General features: G+C 50.2%; 15 protein-coding genes and 2 pseudogenes. 12 read left to right on the plus strand and 5 right to left on the minus strand.

Features of this window, described 5'->3' with window-relative positions; genetic code table 11:
* Positions 1-121 precede the first annotated feature (121 nt).
* Together EYZ66_RS03110 and EYZ66_RS03115 are read left to right on the plus strand one after the other, a co-directional pair.
* Entirely contained in the window at positions 122-1342 is a 1221-nt protein-coding gene (locus tag EYZ66_RS03110) for an argininosuccinate synthase (protein WP_009576179.1), read from the plus strand.
* A gap of 105 nt (positions 1343-1447) precedes the next feature.
* Positions 1448-3373, plus strand: coding sequence for a DUF3604 domain-containing protein (locus EYZ66_RS03115; protein WP_009576178.1), 1926 nt, complete (start codon positions 1448-1450; stop codon positions 3371-3373).
* A 43-nt stretch (positions 3374-3416) separates the two neighbouring features.
* Here EYZ66_RS03115 and panD read toward each other — a convergent pair whose 3' ends face one another.
* A complete protein-coding gene (panD, locus tag EYZ66_RS03120) occupies positions 3417-3791 on the minus strand; it encodes an aspartate 1-decarboxylase (protein ID WP_009576177.1) in 375 nt (124 codons plus the stop codon).
* 155 nt (positions 3792-3946) lie between these two features.
* Positions 3947-4723, minus strand: a complete 777-nt coding sequence (locus EYZ66_RS03125) for an SDR family NAD(P)-dependent oxidoreductase (RefSeq protein ID WP_009576176.1) — start codon at positions 4721-4723, stop codon at positions 3947-3949.
* A 126-nt stretch (positions 4724-4849) separates the two neighbouring features.
* Here EYZ66_RS03125 and EYZ66_RS03130 point away from each other — a divergent pair, with 126 nt between their 5' ends.
* From EYZ66_RS03130 to EYZ66_RS03160, 7 genes are all read left to right on the plus strand, one after another.
* Positions 4850-6163: a PQQ-dependent sugar dehydrogenase gene (locus EYZ66_RS03130; protein WP_160195589.1), complete on the plus strand. Its 1314-nt coding sequence runs from the start codon at positions 4850-4852 to the stop codon at positions 6161-6163.
* A gap of 143 nt (positions 6164-6306) precedes the next feature.
* A complete protein-coding gene (locus tag EYZ66_RS03135; protein ID WP_040818070.1) occupies positions 6307-6489 on the plus strand; it encodes a CPXCG motif-containing cysteine-rich protein in 183 nt (60 codons plus the stop codon).
* A gap of 297 nt (positions 6490-6786) precedes the next feature.
* Positions 6787-8025, plus strand: a complete 1239-nt coding sequence (locus tag EYZ66_RS03140; protein ID WP_009577329.1) for a DEAD/DEAH box helicase — start codon at positions 6787-6789, stop codon at positions 8023-8025.
* Between the two features lie 147 nt (positions 8026-8172).
* Positions 8173-11613: an indolepyruvate ferredoxin oxidoreductase family protein gene (locus EYZ66_RS03145; protein ID WP_160195590.1), complete on the plus strand. Its 3441-nt coding sequence runs from the start codon at positions 8173-8175 to the stop codon at positions 11611-11613.
* A 58-nt stretch (positions 11614-11671) separates the two neighbouring features.
* Positions 11672-12865: a mandelate racemase/muconate lactonizing enzyme family protein gene (locus EYZ66_RS03150; protein WP_009576992.1), complete on the plus strand. Its 1194-nt coding sequence runs from the start codon at positions 11672-11674 to the stop codon at positions 12863-12865.
* Positions 12866-12946: 81 nt separating this feature from the next.
* Positions 12947-13222: a hypothetical protein gene (locus EYZ66_RS03155; protein WP_009576991.1), complete on the plus strand. Its 276-nt coding sequence runs from the start codon at positions 12947-12949 to the stop codon at positions 13220-13222.
* 222 nt (positions 13223-13444) lie between these two features.
* Positions 13445-14554, plus strand: a complete 1110-nt coding sequence (locus EYZ66_RS03160) for an enolase C-terminal domain-like protein (RefSeq protein WP_160195591.1) — start codon at positions 13445-13447, stop codon at positions 14552-14554.
* A 445-nt stretch (positions 14555-14999) separates the two neighbouring features.
* On the opposite strand, the gene EYZ66_RS03165 is transcribed toward EYZ66_RS03160, so the two are convergent.
* Complete coding sequence (locus EYZ66_RS03165) at positions 15000-15992, minus strand: serine/threonine protein kinase (protein WP_009577422.1); 993 nt, start codon at positions 15990-15992, stop codon at positions 15000-15002.
* Positions 15993-16340: 348 nt separating this feature from the next.
* Here EYZ66_RS03165 and EYZ66_RS03170 point away from each other — a divergent pair, with 348 nt between their 5' ends.
* The 3 genes and pseudogenes from EYZ66_RS03170 to EYZ66_RS03180 all read left to right on the plus strand — a co-directional run.
* Positions 16341-17780, plus strand: coding sequence for a site-specific integrase (locus tag EYZ66_RS03170; RefSeq protein WP_009577179.1), 1440 nt, complete (start codon positions 16341-16343; stop codon positions 17778-17780).
* 195 nt (positions 17781-17975) lie between these two features.
* Entirely contained in the window at positions 17976-21092 is a 3117-nt protein-coding gene (locus EYZ66_RS03175; protein WP_009577180.1) for a hypothetical protein, read from the plus strand.
* 66 nt (positions 21093-21158) lie between these two features.
* Positions 21159-21281 (plus strand): annotated as a pseudogene (locus EYZ66_RS03180) (helix-turn-helix domain-containing protein); the annotation flags it as partial.
* Between the two features lie 50 nt (positions 21282-21331).
* Here the strand turns inward: EYZ66_RS03180 and EYZ66_RS03185 are convergent.
* Positions 21332-21645 (minus strand): annotated as a pseudogene (locus EYZ66_RS03185) (IS66 family transposase); the annotation flags it as partial.
* A gap of 52 nt (positions 21646-21697) precedes the next feature.
* On the minus strand, positions 21698-22447 hold the full coding sequence (locus EYZ66_RS03190) for a hypothetical protein (protein WP_009577182.1): 750 nt from the start codon (positions 22445-22447) through the stop codon (positions 21698-21700).
* Between the last annotated feature and the right edge of the window lie 372 nt (positions 22448-22819).

Raw genomic sequence — 22819 nt, forward strand, 5'->3', positions numbered from 1 at the left:
GACTCCTTGATCTAAGTCGTGATGCTACCTGAAATAGGCGCTTTTCGAAACCAAGACTGGGAATTGATTTGCGGCAAGAGTAAACTACGCACCCTTAAATTCTAGGTTTACGGAAATTGTCATGAGCGACATTAACAAAGTGGTATTGGCCTACTCGGGTGGCTTGGATACGTCGGTGATTGTGCGGTGGTTGCAAGACACTTATAACTGCGAGGTGGTCACATTTACTGCCGATATCGGCCAGGGTGAAGAAGTGGAGCCCGCGCGCGCCAAAGCAGAAGCCTTGGGTGTGAAAGAAATCTACATCGAAGACCTGCGCGAAGAATTCGTGCGCGACTTTGTATTCCCCATGTTTCGCGCTAACACCGTGTACGAAGGCGAGTACTTGTTGGGTACCTCTATCGCTCGCCCTCTAATTGCTAAGCGTTTGGTCGAAATTGCGAACGAGACCAATGCCGATGCGATTTCTCATGGCGCTACCGGTAAAGGTAATGATCAAGTCCGTTTTGAACTAGGTGCTTATGCACTAAAGCCCGGCATACAAGTGATTGCACCCTGGCGTGAGTGGGACTTGAACTCGCGTGAGGCTTTAATGGCCTATTGCGAAGAACGTAATATTCCAGTCGACTTTTCGAATAAAAAGAAGAAGTCACCCTACTCAATGGACGCTAACCTGCTGCACATTTCGTATGAGGGCGGCCAGTTGGAAGACCCTTGGGTCGAGGCAGAGGAAGATATGTGGCGCTGGTCGGTTAGCCCCGAGGCGGCACCCGATGAGCCTACTTACATCGAGTTGACTTATCGCAAGGGTGATATTGTCGCCATTGATGGCGTAGAAATGAGCCCAGCTACCGTATTAGAAACCCTGAACAAACTGGGTGGTGCCAACGGAATTGGCCGCGCGGATTTGGTCGAAAACCGCTACGTGGGTATGAAGTCACGTGGTTGTTACGAGACTCCGGGGGGCACAATTATGTTGAAAGCCCACCGCGCTATCGAGTCACTGACGCTTGACCGTGAGGCAGCGCACTTGAAAGACGAGTTAATGCCGCGCTATGCCAAGTTAGTTTATAACGGCTACTGGTGGTCGCCCGAGCGCATTATGCTGCAAAAGGCTATCGACGAATCACAGACCTTCGTAAACGGTAAAGTGCGCGTCAAACTCTACAAGGGTAACGCTATTGTGGCGGGCCGTCAGTCTGATGACAGCCTGTTCGATGCGCATATCGCGACCTTTGAAGACGATGCGGGCGCCTATAACCAGAAAGACGCAGAGGGCTTTATTAAGCTGAATGCGCTGCGTATGCGTATTGGGGCTAACCGAGGGCGCAAGTACGATTAGCTCAAGTTGAATGTCTGATAGGGGCGCCAAATTAGGCGCCCTTTTTCGTTGTGGCGAGCTGTTTTTGTCGCTATTCTGAGGCGCTAAAAAATAAAAGGATAAATCATGAGTAAGCGCAGTTTTCTAACTTGGTCCGTTTTTGCAGCGACACTAACCCTAGCGGGATGTCAAAACTCTGATCCTCAAGGTGCGACTGAATCGGTATCAGCAAGCAATACATCTCAAGACTCAGGTTCGGAAGTACAAGTAACCCCCACCAAAACAGCTTTGTTCGGTGATTTACACGTACACACCTCGCAGTCATTTGATGCCTTTGTGTTTGGTGTGCGCCGTACACCCGAAGACGCCTACCGCTACGCTCAAGGCGAGGCTATCCCGCAAGATGCTGGCGGGATGATTCAACTTGCTGGTCCGCCCTTAGATTTTTATGCGGTTACTGACCACGGAGAATACTTGGGTGTGGTGCCAGCTATGGCTGACCCCAATAGCCCAATATCAAAGACCGCAACGGCTCAAGCTGCTTTCGGCGAAAATGCCACCGAATCGGATGCTACTTTCTCGAAAATCGGTTTGTCGTTTGTGACGCAATCTCCACTTGAGGATATTTACGACCGCAGCTTTATTGCGGGTAACTGGCGCAAAACCGCTGATATAGCAGACCAATATTATCGACCGGGCGAGTTCACCACTTTTGCAGCTTATGAATTCACGGCCATGCGAGTGGTGGATGTTGCGCAAACGGGTGCGGCCAATTTGCACCGTAATGTGATCTTCGAGAATACATCCCCCGACGATATTTTTACGACTCTAATGTCGGGAGACCCCGCCGAGCTTTGGGATTGGATGGAGCAACAGCGTGCTGTAGGGAATGACTCGTTAGCCATTCCTCATAATTCGAATGCCTCGAATGGTTTAATGTTTTCGGCCACCGATGAAAATGGCGAGCCTCTATCTAAAGAGCTGATGGAACAGCGCGTTCGCAACGAACCCATTATGGAAATTACTCAAATTAAGGGCACCTCGGATACGCGTCCCGCATTTTCGCCTAACGACGAATGGGCGGAATTCGAGCATTACCCCTATTTGATTGGCTCGAATATGCTAAATAAAGACGCCGAAGGCAGTTACGCGCGGCCTTCGCTCAGCAAAGGTATTCAGCTGCAGCAAGAGCAGGGCGCTAATCCCTTCGAATTTGGTTTTATTGGCGCCAGCGACACGCACTTAGCGGCGGGAACCTACGTCGAATCCACCTACTGGGGTAAGTTTCCATCTGAAGGGCGCGACCCCAAGTTACGCAATTCGGTTCCCAATGGTCCAGAGGGGACGGAATGGGAAGACGCCGATACATCGGGCGATGAAGGTCTATTAATCGGTCGGTCGGCTGCCTCGTATTCTGCCAGTGGGCTGGCTGGTGTTTGGGCTGAATCGAACACGCGTGAGGCGATCTTTGCAGCTATGAAGCGTCGCGAGACCTTTGGGACTTCTGGTCCCAGGATGCAAGTACGTTTCTTCGCGGGTGACTATCAGGACGATCTGCTAACGAGCGTTGATTCGCTTGAGACCGCTTACGCAGAAGGTGTACCCATGGGGGGGCGTTTGAGCGAGCAATCACAAGCGCCATCGATGATGGTGTGGGCAGTACAGGATCCCTTATCGGCGCCTTTACAGCGCGCACAGGTGATCAAAGTGTGGCGCGATGCTCAGGGCGAACACCAAGAGCGCGTCTTCGATGTGGCCTGTTCTGGCGATGCTCAGCCTGATGCGAATTATCGCTGCCCCTATAACGGTGCAAGCGTCGATTTACGTTCTTGCGATGTTCAGGCCGGCACTGGGCAGGCAGAGTTAAAGGCGCTGTGGCAAGACCCTGAATTCAATGCTTCACAATCTTCAGCATATTTTGTTCGCGTGCTTGAGAACCCAACCTGCCGATGGAGCTCGTGGGATGCTGCAAGAGCGGGTATTAAGCCCAATCCGGAGCTGCCCGCGATATTGCAGGAGCGCGCCTGGTCGTCGCCGATTTGGGTGAACTAGAGCGGGAAGTAGGTGGGGCCGGGAAAGTAGTCGACCCCAAGGTTTAAAAGGTCTCAGCGACCGTTTTTGGCTCTTCAACAATGTAGCGGAATTCGCGGTTATCGGGTGAGGGCAAAATGACTTTGGGGTGCACTCTCTCGGCGCTCAACTCAAAGCCAATAATAATGATGTCCTCGCCTGGACCGATCAGATGTGCGGCGGCGCCATTGACACAGATATCGCCCTTACCACGCTCGCCTTCAATCGTGTAGGTTTCTAAACGCGCACCCGATGTATTGCTGACCACCAGCACTTTCTCGCCTGGCCACAGACCTACGGCATCTAACAGGTTTGCATCAATCGTGATACTGCCCACGTAATCCAAGTCGGCTTGGGTGACCGTTGCCTTGTGAATTTTCGAGCGCATTTGCCAACGCATGAGTACTAACCTACCGAGTCCAAATGAGGGGCGTATCATTCCGCATTACAAAAATTTGTCAACCATGGCGAGCGCTCTAACCTCAAGATTTCATGAAAAAATAGGTGTCAGAACGACTAATTGTTGGATTGCTCACGGCTTTTAGAGGCAAAGCGCTAGGCGTTGCGTATGGTCAGCCCACCATCGACCGCGAGTGCCACACCGGTCATGTAGCTCGACGCGGGTAGCGTAAGGTTCACGATGGCGTGTGCAATTTCCTCAGGTTGAGCGTAGCGTTTAAGCGCGGTTCGGCGTTTGGCAAACACAACTTTGTCGGTATCTGGAATGGCTTGGGTCATGCCCGTTAGGGTAGGGCCCGGACACACGCAATTGACGGTAATGCCCTCGGGCCCAAGCTCTACTGCGAGTGCCCGAGTTAAGCCGATCACGCCGTGCTTGGCACTGGTGTAAGTGCTGCCATAGGGCGTAGCGCCAAGCCCCTCGGTAGAGGCTAGGTTTACAATGCGGGGGTGTTTAGATTGTCGCAACGCCGGCAAGGCCGCGCGAACTAGGCGCACCTGGCCTTTCAGCATGACATCGAGCGAGCGGTCCCACAGGTCCTCGTAGTCGTCGCTGTCGATTTTGGTAAACAGCGAAATACCCGCATTGTTGATTAGGATATCTATGCCGCCATAGTGAGCGATTACCTCCTTGGTGACATTGATAATTTGGGCCGCATTCGCAATATCCAGAACCCAACCCTTAGCCTTACCGCCGGCATCGGTGATTTCTTGAACGACTCGATCAACGCCTTCTTGTGTGATGTCGGTCACGGCCACTTGGGCGCCTTCATCAGCTAGCAAGTGCGAGGTTGCACGTCCGATGCCGCTAGCGGCACCAGTGACTAAAGCGACCTGATTGCGAATGGATCGGCTGAGTTTTGAAAGCGGCATAAGCATTCCTTATTTCGTAGGTACCACTGGATTTTGTCTTAGCATGCTCTACTGAATTGTGAGACTTGAGTAGACCAGGCGCTGTCTTGTCACGTACCAAGGGTACACACAGAACAGGATACCTGCATGCGCTTTTATTTGGCTGTTGCACTGGTTTGTCTCGGCGCTTGCGCTCAGACGCCCAATCATGCGCTTATCTATTCAAAAGAGTTCGGGAAAAGCCCCGATTTAGCTGAGCCTGAACCATCCGTGTTGCCGACGGCGCGAATTGCTCGAGCAATAGGTTTTAAAGCGGGCGAGGCACCCACGCCGGCAGCGGGCTGGACAGTAAATCGCTTTGCCGAGGGTCTGACGCATCCGCGCTGGTTGCTCGAACTTCCCAATGGTGATTTGCTGGTCGCGGAAACCGATACGCCGCGGGACAGCGGTGGCTTCTCGGGACTTAAAGGCTTGGCTGCCAAATTAATGATGCGCTACGGTGGATCAAACAGAGGCAGCGCGGATCGAATCCGACTGTTAAGAGACACCGATCACGATGGTGTCGCAGACCTGAATGTTCATTTAGTGGAGAATCTGCACTCGCCTTTTGGTATGGCGTATCGCGACGGCTATCTGTACGTGGCCAATACCGATGCTTTGCTTCGATTTAAGTATCCGTTGGGTGAGGACAGCATCGCCGGTCCTGCCGAGCATTTAACCGATCTACCGGCTCTTCCGTACAATCATCACTGGACTAAATCGCTGCTGTTTGACTCGACAGGGCGTCGACTTTGGATTGGTGTGGGCAGCAACAGCAATATCGCTGAGAATGGCATGGAACACGAGGAAATGCGAGCCGCCATTCTGCAATACGATGTTGAAAGCGGCGAGCTGAGTGTCTACGCCAGTGGATTGCGCAACCCAGTGGGTATGGCATTGCACCCTGAAACAGGCGGGTTATGGACTGTGGTTAATGAGCGCGATGAGCTTGGCGACCAGCTGGTACCCGATTATCTGACAGAAGTCATCGAGGACGAATTTTATGGCTGGCCTGTGTGGTACATGGGCGGGAACAAAGATGAGCGAGTTCTGGCACAGGGAATCGATAATAATACAAGACCAAGAGACCCTGATTACGCGCTTGGGGCACATACTGCGTCGCTGGGCTTAGACTTTTACGACTATCCGCACCCAAGCCTACGGCACGCGGCGATCATTGGGCAGAGAGGATCTTGGAATCGCAGTCAGTTTGTGGGCTACAAAGTCATCGCCGTTCAATTTGATACCGGTCGGCCAAAGGATGCTCTGCCAGTCACCTTGCTCGATGGCTTCTTAAATGAAAAAGGCCAAGCAAGGGGTCGCCCGGTGGGGGTTCAGGCGCTGGGCGATGGTGCGATTGTGGTGGCGGACGATGTGGCTGGGATTGTTTGGCGCTTGGCTCCTGCCGTATCTGCAAAGTAATTGCATTTTTCCTGAGATCATTTTGCGTCGGATGTACTAGCTCTTAGCGCATAACGCTTTGTTCATTCGACCAGTCACTTCGCTCGTGATCCAAGTTAGCCATTGTGCGTATTTTGTACTCACGTTGTTGAAAGAGCATGACCATGCTGGATACTCAGAACATACAGTGCCCCTATTGCTGGGAGACGATTGAGCTCGTGATTGATCACAGCGTCGCAGAGCAAGACTATATTGAAGATTGCGAAGTTTGTTGCCGACCGATTCGTTTGATGGTCGCTGTTGAGGATGGCGAGAGCTACGTGACCGCATTGCACGAGGATGAGTAGTCGCCAATTACCGATGCCCGCGCATTTTTGCGCCTTATTGCTCGCCACCAAGCGAAGTCAGTTATTGGCGCAAGTGGTTGCTTTTCAGGGATGATCCGCCTAGACTCCGCGCACCCGGAGCTGCTCCGAGGCTCTGCTTAAAGCAGAGATTGTTTGGTCTTTCCTTTCTCCCAAGTTGATCCTTCTGTGTCTCTCACACTTAATATGTCACGACGGTCCTACTGCAAAGATCAGTTGAATAATTGACCTGCTGACGACAGCCGGTCGTATGCGCTCATCTTAGTGCAAGGATATCTTATGAATTTTTCGGATTTAGGCTTGTCGCCTAAGTTACTACAAGCGATTTCAGACACTGGTTATACAACGCCCACTGCAATTCAATCCGCGGCTATTGGGCCGGTTTTGCAAGGCAAAGATCTAATGGCCTCTGCCCAAACTGGTACTGGGAAAACGGCGGCCTTTACGTTGCCGCTGTTGGAGACCTTGTTGCGCAAACCAAACAGCTCCAAATCCCCAAAGTTCCTGATCATTACGCCCACTCGAGAGCTCGCTGCCCAAATCGAGGCATCCGCCCAAACCTACAGTAAATACATCTCCTGTCGGACGTTGGCGGTGTTTGGCGGCGTTAAAATAGGCCCCCAGATTCGCCAGTTAAAGCAGGGTGTAGACGTGCTCATCGCCACACCTGGCCGCTTGCTTGATCTGAGTGAGCAGGGCGAAGTGGATTTGAAAATGATTGACGTGCTGGTGCTCGATGAAGCCGACCGAATGCTGGACATGGGATTCATTCCCGCCATCAGGCGTATTCAAAAGCTACTGCCCGCAACAAAGCAAACGCTGATGTTTTCAGCGACCTATTCGGATGAGATTCGAACGCTGGCGCAGACGTATTTGCGACGACCTGTAGAAGTGAGTGTTACGCCTAAAAATGCAGCGGCGCACACCGTAGATCAGTTGATTTATCCCGTCGATAAGAAACAAAAATCGGCTGTGCTCCAATATTTGCTAAACAACTACGGTTGGGTGCAAGTCTTGGTGTTCTCCAGAACCAAACACGGTGCCAACAAACTCGTAAGAGAGTTGGATAAGGCAAATATCAGAGCGGCTGCGATTCATGGCAATCGTAGCCAGTCGCAGCGCACAAAAGCCTTGGCGGATTTCAAAAGCGGTAAAATAGCGGTACTGGTCGCAACCGATATTGCGTCGCGAGGCATCGACATTGCCCAGTTGCCGGTAGTCATCAATTTTGATTTACCGAATGTACCAGAGGACTACGTACATCGCATTGGTCGCACCGGTCGCGCGGGCTCTAACGGGCGGGCGATATCGTTGGTATGCGCCGATGAAGTAAAGCAACTCAGAGACATAGAGCGGGTGATTAGTCGTCAGTTGCCACGAGAGTTTATTGATGGATTTGCCCCTCAGGAGCCCCTGCCCGAGAGCCCAAGCAAACCCAAACGTCCAAGTTCTAAACCCAAGTCTGCGCCGGGACGCTCTCGGCGTTCGGGTCAGCGACGCTCTGATACAGCGCGCTGAACAAAAACAGCAAAAAGCAGGCTTCAATGAGGAAAGTATTCATAAAACTTATTGATGTGAAGAATAAATAGAATTGGACTGAATTATACGATTTGTCTACTTTATCCTTAGTGCAGGGCCTTTCCCTCTGAACAAGGATATTAATCGATGGCAAATTATTCCCGCAAACAACGTCTAGAGATGACCCTCGATGACCGTCTCCAGCAGCAAGAAGGCTGGGTTTACATGACGGGTATGCAGGCCTTGGTTCGCCTGCCGATCCAACAGCGTATGCGCGATGAGGCGGCGGGGTTAAATACGGGTGGATACATTTCTGGTTATCGCGGCTCGCCCGTGGGCGCCTACGATATGTCGTTGCAGCAGGCGGAAAAAGAATTAAAAGCCCACAATATCCATTTTCAACCGGGTGTGAACGAGGATCTAGCGGCGACTGCGACGTGGGGCGCCCAGATGGTAGGCTTGTTCCCGGGCGCAAAAGTCGATGGCGTTTTCTCGATCTGGTACGGCAAAGCGCCAGGCTTAGACCGGTCTATGGATGCAATTCGCCATGCCAATTTAGCGGGCACCAACACCGCCGGTGGCACTCTGCTACTCGTGGGTGATGATCATGGCGCCAAGTCCTCGACAGTGGCATGTTATTCGGATTTGAACTTTGCATCGCTCGGACTGCCTTTTTTAGCTCCTGCCAATGTGCAAGATGTTTTTGATTACGGCCTTCATGGCATAGCAATGAGTCGCTACGCCTCGACGCTTGTGGGCATGAAACTTGTGACTGATGTGGTGGAGGGTGGCGGTTCAGTATATGTCTCGCCGGATAACCCGAAGATAACTACGCCAGACGACACGGGTCCAGATACATCGATCAAAACATTTACGCCTTTTTTAGAGCAAGAGCGACTGTTATGGGACGTAAAGTTAAAAAAAGTAATGACCTATGCGCGCGCCAACGAGATAAACCGTATTGAAGAGGCACCGGAGGCCCGGATTGGCATTATGGCCGCCGGCAAAGCTTGGCAAGATACGAGCCAGGCTCTGTCGGGATTGGGCTATATTGATGGGAAATTGGGGAATACTTCCATAAGCCTGCTAAAAATTGGCATGGTTTGGCCATTGGATGACGCCATTGTTCGCGAATTCTGCAAGGACCTTCACACCCTGCTGATCGTAGAGGAAAAACGTCCTCTACTTGAAGATCAAGTTCGCGCCATACTCTACGATTCTGACATTCGCCCCAACATCGTGGGCAAGCACTTCAAATCTAGTGGCGACTCAGCCGCTGACTGTGCATTTCCGACTTACGGTGAAATCGACCCAAACCTGGTGTCTCAAGTTCTGCTGCGAGTGCTAAACGATGTTGAGCCTGATGGCGGTTTTTCGCTTCCCGACTGTTTGATGAGCCAGCCTGTCCTACCAGGCGGAGTTGAGCGCCCACCCTCATTTTGCGCAGGCTGCCCTCACGGTCGTTCGACACAATTGCCAGAGGGCAGTCGTGCTCTGGGTGGTATAGGTTGCCATTCCCTGACGATTTTGCGTGATCCAGAAAAAACCAATTCGATGAGCCATATGGGGGCCGAAGGTATGATGTGGCCCGGGCAATTTCCCTTCACTGAAGAGAAGCATGTTTTTACCAATATGGGGGATGGTACGTATTTTCATTCGGGCCACCTTGCCATTCGAGCTGCTGTGGCATCACAGGTCAATATTACCTACAAGATTTTGCACAACGGCTTTGTCTCTATGACTGGGGGGCAGCAACACGATGGCGATAATTCTCCGGAGAAGATGGTCGCGCAACTTAAAGCTGAGGGTGTTAGGCGCATCGCATTGGTGTCAGATGAACCTGAGAAATTTGATGCTCATGCACTTGGCGTTCAGGTGTATCACCGTACGGCAATGGATGCGGTGCAGGCGGAGTTTCGCGAGTTAAGCGGGGTAACGGTTATTATTTACGATCAACCCTGTGCTACAGAACGCCGCCGCCTGCGTAAGCGCGGTAAGTGGCAAGACCCCGATAAGCGCGTGTTTATTAATCCGGAAGTGTGCGAAGGGTGCGGTGATTGCTCTACGGTTTCGGGTTGCATGGCGATTGAGCCTTTGGAGACCGAGTTTGGCCGTAAACGAAAGATTAACCAGTCGTCGTGTAATAAAGATTTTTCGTGTCTTGAAGGATTTTGCCCCTCTCTTGTCAGTGTCTCGGGAGCACAGCCGAAGAAAGCGCAGGCAACCGACGTATCGATCGATGTTAGCCATCTGCCTGTCCCCGAGACTGCTATTCACGGTGCCTGGTCCGTACTCGTTTCAGGTATTGGTGGTGCCGGCGTGGTGACCATAGGCCAAACATTAGCGGTTGCGGCTCACGCCGATGGTTATTTTTCAACAAGTCTTGATATTACCGGTTTGGCTCAGAAGTACGGTGCCGTTCATTCCCACGTCAAAATAGCGGAAAGTCCAGAGCAAATGAGGGCAACTCGTATTGCTGCAGGGGAAGCGAACGCGATAATAGGCAGTGACCTCGTTGTTACTGCGGGTGACGAAGCACTTTCAAAAATGGCTAGCAGTAAGTCACTTGCCGTTGTTGATACAACGGTGGTCCCGACAGCTGCATTTTCGATGAACCCAGACTGGACACTCGATAGTGCAGCGCAGGTCGGACGTTTAAGTCAGGTATTAGGAGAGCACCTCCACACGTTGGATGCGCAAACATTGGCAGATCGAGTCATGGGAGATCGCGTTTTCGCTAATATGCTGCTCATGGGTGCTTCTTGGCAGCAGGGTGGAATTCCCTTGTCTTTGGAGGCAATTCATCGGGCTATAGAACTGAATGGGGTAGCGGTAGCTAAAAACAAGCAGGCGTTTGATCTTGGACGATTGGCTTATGCTGATGCGCCTGCTGCTCGCCGCCTGGCGGGTGACGAAGTGGCGGTCGTGGTCAAGTTTCACAGTGAGCCGTCGGTGGATGATATTGTTGCACATCGGGAGAAAGAGCTGATTGACTACCAGGATGTGAGTTTGGCAAAACGCTACTCCGATATGGTACAGCGGGTCCGGAACGCTGGGCTTAATGAGGCGTCAGTAAAGGCAGTTGCACGGGGTTATTACAAACTACTGGCAGTCAAAGATGAATGGGAAGTAGCTCGGCTTTATACCAAGCCATCTTTTCGCAAAGCCCTGGCCGATACGTTCGATGGCGACATGAAGCTAACCTTTCACTTTGGTGCCTGGCCCTATGGTGGGTTTAATAAAGAGACCGGCAAGTTCACCAAGGGCGAAATATCGAGCAGCAGAGCAATGCTTTTCTTCAAGATGATGAACCGATTTCGGTTCCTGCGTGGCACCATCCTTGACCCATTTCGCTATTCTGAGGAGCGTAGGCTGGGCGTCAAACTGCTTGCAGATTATGAGGCGGATATTGAAATTGCCTTGTCGAGTAACTCGGCTGAATTGGCTGGGGAAATCGCTGAACTATTAGATTTGCCTGAGCAAATTCGAGGTTATGGCCATGTACGTGAGCGTCATGCTCAGGCCGTAAATAAACGCCGTGACGAACTTCGCGCTGCAATCTTAACGCGCGAGGTAAAAGCCGCATGATAGTGAATATTGGATTTGCCTAAAAACGTGACGAACACTAGGGCTCACGGAGTGCAATATGAAAATAACAGATGTTAAAACATGGGCCGTAGCGACTCCGCCGCCTCATAAAGGCGGCGCCTACTGGATATTCGTAAAGTTGACCACGAATAATGGAATATCGGGTTATGGTGAAGTCTACGGAGTGCCATTCGGCCCCGATGTTGTCTGCAAGATGATAGAGAACGTATTCGAGCGACATGTGGTAGGAGAAAGTCCGTTTAATATCGAAAAAATGTGGCGTATTATTTACTCGGCCGGATTCGTGCAGCGGCCCGATGTCAGCACTAGCGGAGTACTTTCAGGTATTGAAATGGCTTGTTGGGATATAGTCGGCAAGGCTTTAAACCAACCAGTTTACAATCTGATGGGAGGGATGGTGCACAAGAGGCTCAGGTCCTACACCTATCTCTATCCCGACGTTGCCGAGCTGACCGCGGAAAATTTTCATGGTGATACGGACCAAGCGCCCAAACGATTGCAGCATTACATGGACATGGGGTTTACCGCTGTCGGTTTTGATCCGGTTATGCCGATGGGGTCTTTCGACCCTCGACAACTTTCCCTCGAGGCGTTGGACGGTGCAGAGAAACTCATGGAAAGCTTGCGCGAGGTGGCGGGAAGTAAGTGTGATTTGATGATCAAGACACATGGGCAACTCACCACATCCAGTGCAATTCGGCTCGCCCGTCGCTTAGAGCGATTCGATCCACTTTGGTTCGAGGAACCCGTTCCCCCATGCAATCCAAAAGAAATGGCGCGTGTGGCCAGTTCCACCACCATTCCAATCTCGGGTGGCGAACGACTGGTGAGCCGTTTCGAAATTTCAAAGGTGTTGGAGGCACAGGCGATCCAAATCTTGCAGCCTGCTCTGGGTCGTGTAGGCGGCATTTTAGAGGGTAAGAAGATTGCTGCAATGGCTGAGGCTCACTATGCGCAGTTTGCACCACATTTGTATGCCGGTCCTATGGAGGCTGCAGCGAATATTCAACTATCAGCTACGTTACCGAACTTTCTTATCCTGGAAAGCATCGACAACTTTGACGGTTTCTTTAACGACTTGCTCACCGTACCCATTCAGTGGGAAGACGGTTACGTCATAGTCCCCAATCGCCCTGGTCTTGGCTTCGAACTAAATGAAGCGCTGGCTGATGCGAATCCTTTCACGGGTGAAGATCCCTTTCCTCCGATGGCTGAATCGCCCATTTACTAATTAAAAGGGCTAACAGCGTTTTGTTGGGTAGAACAGAAAGGCATAGTGTTGTGATCAATCTGAATGGATAGAAGAGGAAAAATGAACCACAAACTCGCACGCTTAATTTCACTGCTTGCCTTCTTGGTGACCACTTCTGTTGTAATTGCAGCAGAAAGCGAATCGCCAAGGCAGGTGCTTTTCAAGAACGTCAACATCTTCAATGGCACCGAGAATAAGATCTATGAGAACCACCAGGTGTTGGTGGAAGGGAACCTGATCAAGGAAATCTCGTCTGGCGAAATTGAACCAAACACTGGGGCAACAGTTGTCGACGGTGGCGGTGCTCACGGTGGTGCATCCTTCGGATTGACTTGATTTCGCAGCATTGACGCAGCCACAGATGAAGGAAATACATGCGCTGACCGAGGTTGCCATTAAAGTCCAGAAGGACATGCGGGATGTCAATAGCCCATTGGCTCTTTCCGGTACACCATAACGGCCACTTAGCTCGGTGCCTTTGCTTGGTGAGCACGCAGCAGCCGTGTTAGCTCGCCTGGGTTTGGATGTTTAATATCGAAATAATTCTGGATAATTGATATGAAGATTACCGATGTAACAGTAACGCTATTCAAATGGGAGAATATCCCGCTTAAAAGCTATGACCATGAAGTTAAAATGGTAGCAAACAACAGCGATCTAGGCCTGGTTCGGATCACAACAGATGAAGGCATAGAAGGCCATGCACTGTTAGGTTTGTGTGTGCACCCTGCGAGCTTGGAAGCACCCTATATCACACGTTTCCTAAAACCTATACTTCTGGGCCAGAACCCACTGGATCGCGAGCGTCTGTTTCAGAGCATGTCTCGCATGCGGGCTCAAGTCAGCACACTGGCGGTCTGCGCTGTCGACGTTGCCTTGTGGGACCTCGCCGGAAAAATCAGCGGGTTGCCTGTACATGCCATGATCGGCACATTCCGCCACAAGATCCCGGTCTATGCGAGTTCAGAGCAGCACGATTCTGTTGACGGATATGTCGAACAAGCTCTTGCAGTAAAGGACGCTGGTTTGCACGGCTATAAACTGCACCCCAAACAACACTGGCGCGAGGATATTGCCGCCTGCCAGGCTGTCCGTAAAGCAGTGGGCGACAACTTTAACCTGATGCTGGATTCTCGTTCTGCTTACGACCTCGGCGAGGCGGTCAAGGTAGGTCGTGCGATAGAAGAACTGGGGTTCCTGTGGTACGAGGATCCTTTACCCATCACGGATATCTACAACTATGCGAAGCTCAGGGAAAGTATGGACATACCGGTGATGGCCACCGAGTTCCCGGCCGGGTGGCTAGATGATTATGCGCCCTGGATTATGAATAAAGCGACCGACATGTTGCGTGGCGACGTCATGATCAAAGGCGGCATCACCTCGATGCTAAAAATTGCGCATCTCGCCGAAGCGTTCGCCATGAAGCTTGAAATCCACCACGGTGGAAATTCACTGAATGATGTAGCCAATCTCCACATCCAGATGGCGATTCCAAACACCAGCTTTATGGAAATATTATTACCCCAAGAAGCCTGGTGGCATGGGCTCGTAGAAGAGATACAAATTGATTCGGATGGCTTTGCTCACGCTCCGACGAAACCGGGGCTTGGTTACGAAGTCGATCTTGAACTCGTAGAGCGTCAAAAAATTGCGGTGTTGAGTTAAGCGTAGCAGTTTAGAACAGCTCAGCGAATAGCTAACACTATCCGTACCAAGTTGGACGGCAAAGAGGTCATCAACAGAGACACCACTTTGGCTCCGATTCGGAAATTGGAGGAGACACCTATATGACGTACTTCAAAAATCTTCATCACTTCGTTCATTTGTTGCCGTGTGTTTGGCCTCGACAGCTTCGAATAACGTAACAGGAGCCATTATTGCTGTTGACGGAGGATATGTTACTACTCGTTGATCGTCTATGGGCTTTTCATCACAAACGTTGTCGAGTCCAGTATTTTATTTTGCTCTCTCCGGTCCTATTAGCGCTACTGAAGCAGGAATCGAACCGCGTAAACGCTTGGCGCTTGCCCGCTGGCAGTGCAGGATATCACTGGTGTCAGTTGCGGATTGGATGTCCGTGCGCTGGAAACTGATTCATGCAGTCTCTCAGTCAGATATTACCGCCCATGCGCTCGAGCGGTGGCTCCTGCAGGGCACTCAACTGCTCACGCAGTTCAAGAATATGCTCACCCCAGTACCGCTCGGTATTAAACCAAGGGAATGCTCTTGGAAACGCTGGGTCACTCCACCTGCGTGCAAGCCAAGCAGCGTGGTGCATCATGCGCAGTGTTCGAAGACTCTCGATGAGTTCGAGTTCGCGGTCATCGAAGTCATAAAACATTTCATAGCCCTCGAGCAAAGCTTCAAGTTGTTGCGTTTGCTCTAGGCGATCTCCACTCAGCAGCATCCACAGATCTTGCACCGCAGGCCCCATGCGGCAGTCATCAAAATCAACGAACACGGCTCGATCGTCACGCCACAAAATGTTGCCTAAATGGCAATCGGCATGAAGACGAAGGGCCTCGTGAGGGGTGCTTTCAAAAATGGAGTCGACGCGTTCGAGTATGTCGCGAGTCAGGGTGGCGTAAGAGTCGACTAAACTGCTTGGTATACACTGGTTGTTGAGTAAAAATTCACGACTTCCCCTTCCGTAAGATTCGACGGTGATTGCTGGGCGGTACTTAAAGTCGCGTTGTGCCCCGATTGCATGAAGTCTGCCAAGAGAGCGCCCCAGAAGCTCGATTGTGTCTAGGTTGCTGGGTTCGGGAGCATGGCCGCCAAAACGGGTAAACAGTGAAAATATAAAGCCATTGTCTTCATGGGCGGTTAGGCCATTCGGTCCGATCAGTGGTGCTACGACCGGCCATTCTGCCGCTGTTAATTCGGCGCAGAAGAGATGCTCCTCTTCAATTTGAGCGAGTGACCAGCGCTCCGGGCGATAGAACTTAGCAATGAGCGGCGGTTCGTCTTCAATCCCCACTTGAAAAACGCGGTTCTCATAAGAATTTAGCGCGTTAATTCGTCCATCGCAGCGATAACCTTGTGCTTCAATCGCGTCGAGGACCCGCTCAGGGCTTAAAGTACTGTACGGATGTGTTGCCATGAGTCGAGGTGTCCGGAGGGTGTGGTGGGATTATACGCGGATTTAATCAGGTATTTTCAGGTTGTTTGACAGGAACGAGAGCTGGGTAAGGAAATTGAAAAGAAATCGTGCCTAGAAGAGGGTGAGCTGGCGAACGCCGCGCAGCTATGCTGAGTGGCCGGGTGAGTCCTCTCGACAATGCAAAGCATTGTCGTACCCACCGAGCCTAATCAGCGTAATTTTCACAAACAACTAGAAAAGAAATGGTGCCCAGGAGAGGACTTGAACCTCCACGCTAAGCTGCTGATTAGTAATTGAATTGTGTTCTATTGACGCTGTATATTTACAGAATATCTTACAGGAATACGCATGAAACTCCCCAGATACGTCAGAACCATAGGCAACAGTGACAGGCTTCACTACCAGCGTGACTACCCCACTAAGCTTCGTCTCTACTTTCCAAAGAAGACCTTTTCATATCCATTAGACCTGAAGGTGAGTGAGGCTACAGAATCTAAACTGGCCAAAGCGATAGCCAGAGCTTCCGAAGCTTACGAGCTGCAGATCAAGATGATTGAGAACAGTGATCCTGATGCCTTTGGTGCGTCAGAGTTGGACATGGCCGTCACTGAGTTTCTACGCAAACGTCAGTTGTCACGCGGACAACACCTGAAGGTTGCCAAAGATCTTGACGTTTCAGCTGAAGAAGAACGCCTCAAGCAACAGCTGCAAGCCCATGAAGAAGACTACAGCGATATGGTCATACCTGAATTTGATGATGTCGTAGATAAATACAATCGTGGCGAGAAGCTGACCTTTGAAGACCGTGTGACAGCAGAAGCATGGACCAGTCTTCACAACCGCGCGAAAGCAAAGCCTAAGACGCTATCGTCTCTGTGGAGTGATTACGCTGCAAGCAAAGGCATTGACACCTCATCCAGAGAAGGTAAGCGAATAACCAATCGTTGGAAGCGTTGGTTAGCAATGGCAGGTAACGTAGCCATAAGTAATGCCACTCTGGATCATATCCATGACGGTCTGGATGCTTATGTGGCCAACAGAGTGGCTGAGGGTGTCTCTGGTGCATCCATCAGGCGTGAGTTGAATGACATTGTTGCTTGCTTACGATATGCATCAAAGCGTTACAGGTTTTCATGGGTTATTGAACGACCTGATGTACCTAAATCTAAACCCAAACAGCGTGTTGTGATTAAGCGCAGTGAGCAACTGCAGTTGGTTGACTATTGCGTATCTACAAGTGGCTCAGAAGCGTCTGTAGCGGCTTGTGTGCTGCTTATGCTGCAAGGTGCAATGATGCCTTCAGAAATAAAGAGGCTCACACCAGAGCGGCTCAGGCTGTCTGGAGAGCTGCCGTTGTTATTGGTTGACGGGGAGACTAAGACCAACGCTCGTAAGCGTGTAGTGCCTATCGTATTAGGTGTTGAATTTATCGCTGAGCATCTACCAAAGGCGCTTGAGTGGCTGAATAGTACAACTGAGTCCAACCACAGCCACAAGATCAAGAAGCTGCTTTATGTTGCCACAGGCAACGACAGACTCACTGGTCACTGCTGTAGGCACACTTTCAAAGCCAACTGTGACAGTAACGGCGTTAGTCCTACTGCTGCAGCTACAATAGCTGGATGGTCAGGCAGAGAGGTAGGTTTTAGCGAAAATATGCTCAACTACGGTACGGACAGCCTCGCTCAGACTGAGGTGGTTGCTAACTTATTCAAGGAGTCTCAGAAGATTCACCAGCACCTTCTGAAACCAATTGCAGCCAACGTAGTAGATATTAAACGCGCGTGAGTGAGAGGCTGTGTAGCTACCTATGCAGCCCATTTAATTGATCAATTTTTAACCAATTAATCATGATTAACCTCAAGCATCTCCAGAGGTTAGGCGGCACTAACACGACCTTTTATAAGCACTAGTTTCCAATCTTCCATGTTGCTTCTGTGGGGTGTATGGTTGAAGTTGGTTGTCTGAATTACGGTTGTATTGATGGCTGAAATTACTGTCTTAAAGTCTCTCGGCATCCCTCTGTGCAAACGTTTTGAGGGCAACGATAAGCATCAGTATCCTACAACCGTAAAGAGATTCTGGGCGCAAATAGAACACGTCAGTAACATACACGATCTGTCTAAACTGCTGACACGTCTTGAACAGGATGAGCCTAACGCTTGCGTAATCAGAGGCAGCCTCATTGACGGAGTGGATCTGAACAGACCCATATTAAGGCGCTTGAGACGCAAAGAAGATGAAGACCTGAACAGCTCACCCATTGTTGATGCGGCACAGCCTTGGATTATGGTGGATGTAGATAAGCTATCGCTTCCAGATGGCATGGATCTAATTGCCAACACAGAGCAAGCCATCGCTTTTGCCATCGCACAGCTCCCTGCAGAGTTGCACAAATGCTCGTGCCACTGGCAGCTTTCTAATTCGGCTGGTACGGCTGACACCAATAGCATTTCAATTCACCTTTATTACTGGCTCAGTCAGCCTGTCGCTAACGACATTCTTAAGAGCAGATGGGCGATACCGCACAACAGCGTCTTTGGAGCGAAGCTGATTGATCCCGCCCTGTTTAGCGCTGCTCAAATTCATTACGTAGCTAAACCAGTATTCGAAGGCAGAGAAGATCCATTTGCTAATGGACGCAGTGGCTTCATTCAAGGTGAAGTGGACTCTGCCACTTTGCTACTGCACGATCCCATTCAACATCCTTCCGCTAACGTTGAACTTTACACCTCCAGTTCAGGTATCCTTCCAGTCGGCTATGAAGCAAAGCTACAACTGCTGGGCGACGGAGAGGGGTGTTCAGGGTTTAACGACATCTTAATCCGTGCCACCGCAGCTTACGCATACGCTCATGGGGCTAAACGCACTCTTGCCAGTAAAGAAGCGCTAAAGGCTGACCTGAGACACCGCATACGCGAGGCCGATCAGAGCAATCACAGTTTAGACAGAATAAAACGCTACTTATCTGATTCATATCTGGATTACTGCATTGACTCCGCTATTGAGAAGTTCGGCGGCAACGACAGAAATATTCCACCTCACTGGGACAAACCACTGTTGACTCTTGAACAGGGTCAAGACGCACTCAACAAAGCGGTGGCTGAGTTTGGAGAAGCCGCCAAAGCTTACCTTGAAAATGAGTTTATGAATGAGCGGCCAGTGCACGTGATAAAGGCAACGGCTGGTTTAGGCAAGACACGCGCGGTTATCAAAGATCTGCTCAACTACAACCTGTTGGAAAAAGGCGATGTTCACTATTTCGTGCCGAATCACAAGCTATCGCAGGAGCTACTAGCCGATCTGAATAAAACCTTATCGCTCGATATTAAGGATACGGACGGAACAGACGCTGTATTTGAGAGAGCCAGAATCATATATGGCCGCAGTGGTATACCAAATAGCGGTGAAGACTATTGCAAGAAGAATGAGTTAGCCAAGACAGTATCTGAACTGGGTCTTAACGTAATGAGCACGTTATGTAAAAGCGGTAGCGCAAAGTGTGAGTTTTACGATGACTGTCCTTACATTGCGCAGTTCGATGATCCCCCAGAAATACCGCATGAGATGATACCAGTTCTTTCAGAGGTCAAGGTGCTGACGCATGACCACCTGTTTTTGAGAGCCAAAGACCGATTTATGAAGCCATCGCTGACGGTGATTGATGAATCATTCGTGAAGTCGGCATCAACAAAACAATCACTCAACATTACTGAGCTGACTCGGCTGAACAAACAGTACAAGATTGCGCGGATGGTTGGAGAGTTTGCCTCAGAAGACAAACCGCATCTGCTATATCACCTGCGTTCTAGCTACTCTGCTGATGAGGTGATGGATGAAGCAATCGCGATAGAAGCGGAGTACGACAATGTCATCTCATCGCTGAAGCCAAACTTGCCGCAAGCTCAACAAGACAAGGCATTGAAGGGTGCTAAGCCGAAGACATTCATCCCCACACTGCTGAACACATTAGCTGAAGAACTTAGGCTAACCAGCCGCACTGAATCCAATGCCATCACGTGGGATGAGAGTCAGGTTTATATACTCAAGCGCAAAGACATATTCACTGACATTCTTTCGCCCATATTAATCATTGACGCTGATGCGGACGAACTGATCCTCAAGAAGTTTCTACCAGACATCAAAGTCACCAGTATTGATGTTGAGCGTCAGGCAGAGGTGTTTCAATTCTACGATCGCGCCTTCAGTAAGGCTGCTTTGACGGATCAACACAGCGAACCAAAGGTGGAGGACATAAAAGACTTCATCTCTAAAATAGCATCCACTGACACACCAACGCTCGTTGTGTGCTCTCGTGAAATACGAATGCTAATCACAGGTGAGAAAGTAACAACTGGCCATGGCGAATACGCTGGTGCAACCGTAGTTCACTTCAACAGCATCAGAGGGCTGAATACGTTTAGCGACTATGAAAATGTGATAATCATTGGTCGTGAGCAACCATCCTCAACAGGTGCAGAAGCAAGTGCGAGAGGCATCTTCTGGGATGACGAAGAGCCAATCCAAAGACTTGGTAATAAATCTGGCAGCAGACCGTTTAGCAATGACACAAGAAGAGGCTACCGACTCGCGAGTGGTGACTATGACAGTACGACTGTTCAACTGCATCCAGATCATCGCGTTCAGGCTATGGTGGAGCAGATCAGAGAGAGTGAATCAACACAGGCGATAGATCGCTTGAGACTGCTGCGGCCTCACCCAGAAGGCAAGCAACGCAGAGTGTTCATTCTCTCATCAGTGCCTCTGGACATAACTGTTGACCACTTACTGTCATGGGATGCGCTTCAGCGCTCACTGGCCTTAATAAGAGAAGCTGATGGGTTCTTGCCGTTGAATAAGACACATCTAGCTGAACGTTGTCCTTCAGTGGGGTCTCAGAGGACTGCTGCGAGTCGCATAGCAGATTTAAAAAGTGCAAGGGTTCTAATAGAGTATCTTATTAGGGATGCTGCACTTTATTCCGTCAAATATAAGGCTAGTGGCAGTAATGCTAAGAAACCGAGTGAGGCGTGGGTGTTTGATGAGAGTTATTTAGAGATAGAGGAAGTTGTTAACGCCGATGTAAAACTGACCCACTAACGCCGACATAAAATTGACCCACCTGAGGCAAACTATCCGCTCGTAGCACGGAGAAAGCGGCGGATTATGATCAATCAGGAGCAGTTAGTGGACATACACGTTTTACATGAACAAGGAATGAGCATACGTCGCATTGCCAAGCAATTGGGCTTATCTCGGAACACCGTCAGAACTTATCTAAGAGACCGCGCTAAGTTGCCGACTTATGCAGAGCGAGTGTAAGCGTCCGGTAAACCCACCTAGACTTGGCTGCTCCAGTTGTGCGGTAGCAACCCATCCAGATCTGAGTGCCTCGCGGTAGGTAGACGGCCTAGTACCGCTTTCAGATAGCGGTGCGGATCCAGACCATTCATCTTCGCCGATTGAATCAACGTCATGACATTAGCGGCACGTTGCCCACTGCGCAGCGAGCCAGCAAATAACCAGTTCTTACGACCCAATGCCCATGGCCTGATTTGATTCTCTACCCAGTTGTTATCGATGGGGATTGAACCGTCATCAAGATAACGTTTGAGGGCAAGCCAACGCTTCAAGTGTAGTCTATGGCTCTGGCACTCCGACCGCTGTCGGGCAAACCGTCGCGCTCACCTCGGCATCAATCTTGGCTAGCCAAGGTCCGATATCGCGAGGACAAGAATAAGTATCGATAGACCAAAGAACGCCAATCTGGATGGAGCCCAGTCAATCGCGGGGCTACTCCCATCTAACTGCTCCGCGTAGCGAGGAGTCAGTAATAACCATAGTATTTTAATCAGGCTGGTATACATAATCCCCCCCACAGAGATTGCCAAAGCAGGGCCCACTGATTTGGGATCACTGATATTTATCAACGCCAAGATTAAACCTATGCCTCCAGTGAGCAATCCAATCGAGGGAAGTAACGAAAATACCTGAGACGGATCATTTCGTCCGCTAAAGCGTTGTGCACCTAGACATGTTGCAAACAACACAGCTACCACCAAAGCTGCTTCTGGAATCAACATTGCCGCAGCGTGCTCGTAAAAAATAGCCGAGATAGTCGCAAGAAAAACAGCCACCCCTGCAAAGGGACGCCATGAGGCTTCTGGAGCCTCAGATTGATCGCTGGAGCTCGACATTGAAACAACCACAAAACCAATAATTGATGCATACAGAATGGGCATAAAGGCAACCGCTATCGCTGGCGGAAGATTTGCTGGATCGTACATATTGGACATCATGATGACTAACCCAGCATACATTCCAAATATCCCAATTTCTGGCAGAGCCGCTAACAAACCGACTTTAGAATTACCACCGGAGCCGCATGCCAACACAACGGCAATTGATGAGAACAAGACAAACAGCAAGGATGTGAGATCGATTAAGGCGAACATATGTATGTTCCTTTTGTGATGGTCTTTATGCTTGTTGCTTTTATCGAGACTCAATTGCCGTCATCGATTTCTGACTACTTCCGACAATAATGGATGATAAATGGTTAAATTACAAAATTGCATGGGCCAGCTAGCAAACATGACATTATTATTATCGCAACAGTCTTCACTTAAATCTCCGGACCTCACATGAGGCTAGAACGACCCAATTAAACAACAAGTTTATTAATACTCAATTTTAAATCGAGAGCAAAACCCCCTCTAATGTATCTGCCATGCAACTACAGATACGAAAGATCTTTGTCTCCCTCCCCCGTACCCTAAAGAGACCCCACCCCTAACCACGGTTGTCACAAAAGTTGTCACATTTGC

The organism is Aequoribacter fuscus (assembly GCF_009910365.1).
GTDB lineage: Bacteria > Pseudomonadota > Gammaproteobacteria > Pseudomonadales > Halieaceae > Aequoribacter > Aequoribacter fuscus.

Excerpts from the sequence above, each read along its gene's own strand:
- EYZ66_RS03110 (WP_009576179.1), top strand. The coding sequence starts at position 122 with ATGAGCGACATTAACAAAGTGGTATTGGCCTACTCGGGTGGCTTGGAT.
- EYZ66_RS03115 (WP_009576178.1), top strand. The coding sequence starts at position 1,448 with ATGAGTAAGCGCAGTTTTCTAACTTGGTCCGTTTTTGCAGCGACACTA.
- panD (WP_009576177.1), bottom strand. The coding sequence starts at position 3,791 with ATGCGTTGGCAAATGCGCTCGAAAATTCACAAGGCAACGGTCACCCAA.
- EYZ66_RS03125 (WP_009576176.1), bottom strand. The coding sequence starts at position 4,723 with ATGCCGCTTTCAAAACTCAGCCGATCCATTCGCAATCAGGTCGCTTTA.
- EYZ66_RS03130 (WP_160195589.1), top strand. The coding sequence starts at position 4,850 with ATGCGCTTTTATTTGGCTGTTGCACTGGTTTGTCTCGGCGCTTGCGCT.
- EYZ66_RS03135 (WP_040818070.1), top strand. The coding sequence starts at position 6,307 with ATGCTGGATACTCAGAACATACAGTGCCCCTATTGCTGGGAGACGATT.
- EYZ66_RS03140 (WP_009577329.1), top strand. The coding sequence starts at position 6,787 with ATGAATTTTTCGGATTTAGGCTTGTCGCCTAAGTTACTACAAGCGATT.
- EYZ66_RS03145 (WP_160195590.1), top strand. The coding sequence starts at position 8,173 with ATGGCAAATTATTCCCGCAAACAACGTCTAGAGATGACCCTCGATGAC.
- EYZ66_RS03150 (WP_009576992.1), top strand. The coding sequence starts at position 11,672 with ATGAAAATAACAGATGTTAAAACATGGGCCGTAGCGACTCCGCCGCCT.
- EYZ66_RS03155 (WP_009576991.1), top strand. The coding sequence starts at position 12,947 with ATGAACCACAAACTCGCACGCTTAATTTCACTGCTTGCCTTCTTGGTG.
- EYZ66_RS03160 (WP_160195591.1), top strand. The coding sequence starts at position 13,445 with ATGAAGATTACCGATGTAACAGTAACGCTATTCAAATGGGAGAATATC.
- EYZ66_RS03165 (WP_009577422.1), bottom strand. The coding sequence starts at position 15,992 with ATGGCAACACATCCGTACAGTACTTTAAGCCCTGAGCGGGTCCTCGAC.
- EYZ66_RS03170 (WP_009577179.1), top strand. The coding sequence starts at position 16,341 with ATGAAACTCCCCAGATACGTCAGAACCATAGGCAACAGTGACAGGCTT.
- EYZ66_RS03175 (WP_009577180.1), top strand. The coding sequence starts at position 17,976 with ATGGCTGAAATTACTGTCTTAAAGTCTCTCGGCATCCCTCTGTGCAAA.
- EYZ66_RS03190 (WP_009577182.1), bottom strand. The coding sequence starts at position 22,447 with ATGTTCGCCTTAATCGATCTCACATCCTTGCTGTTTGTCTTGTTCTCA.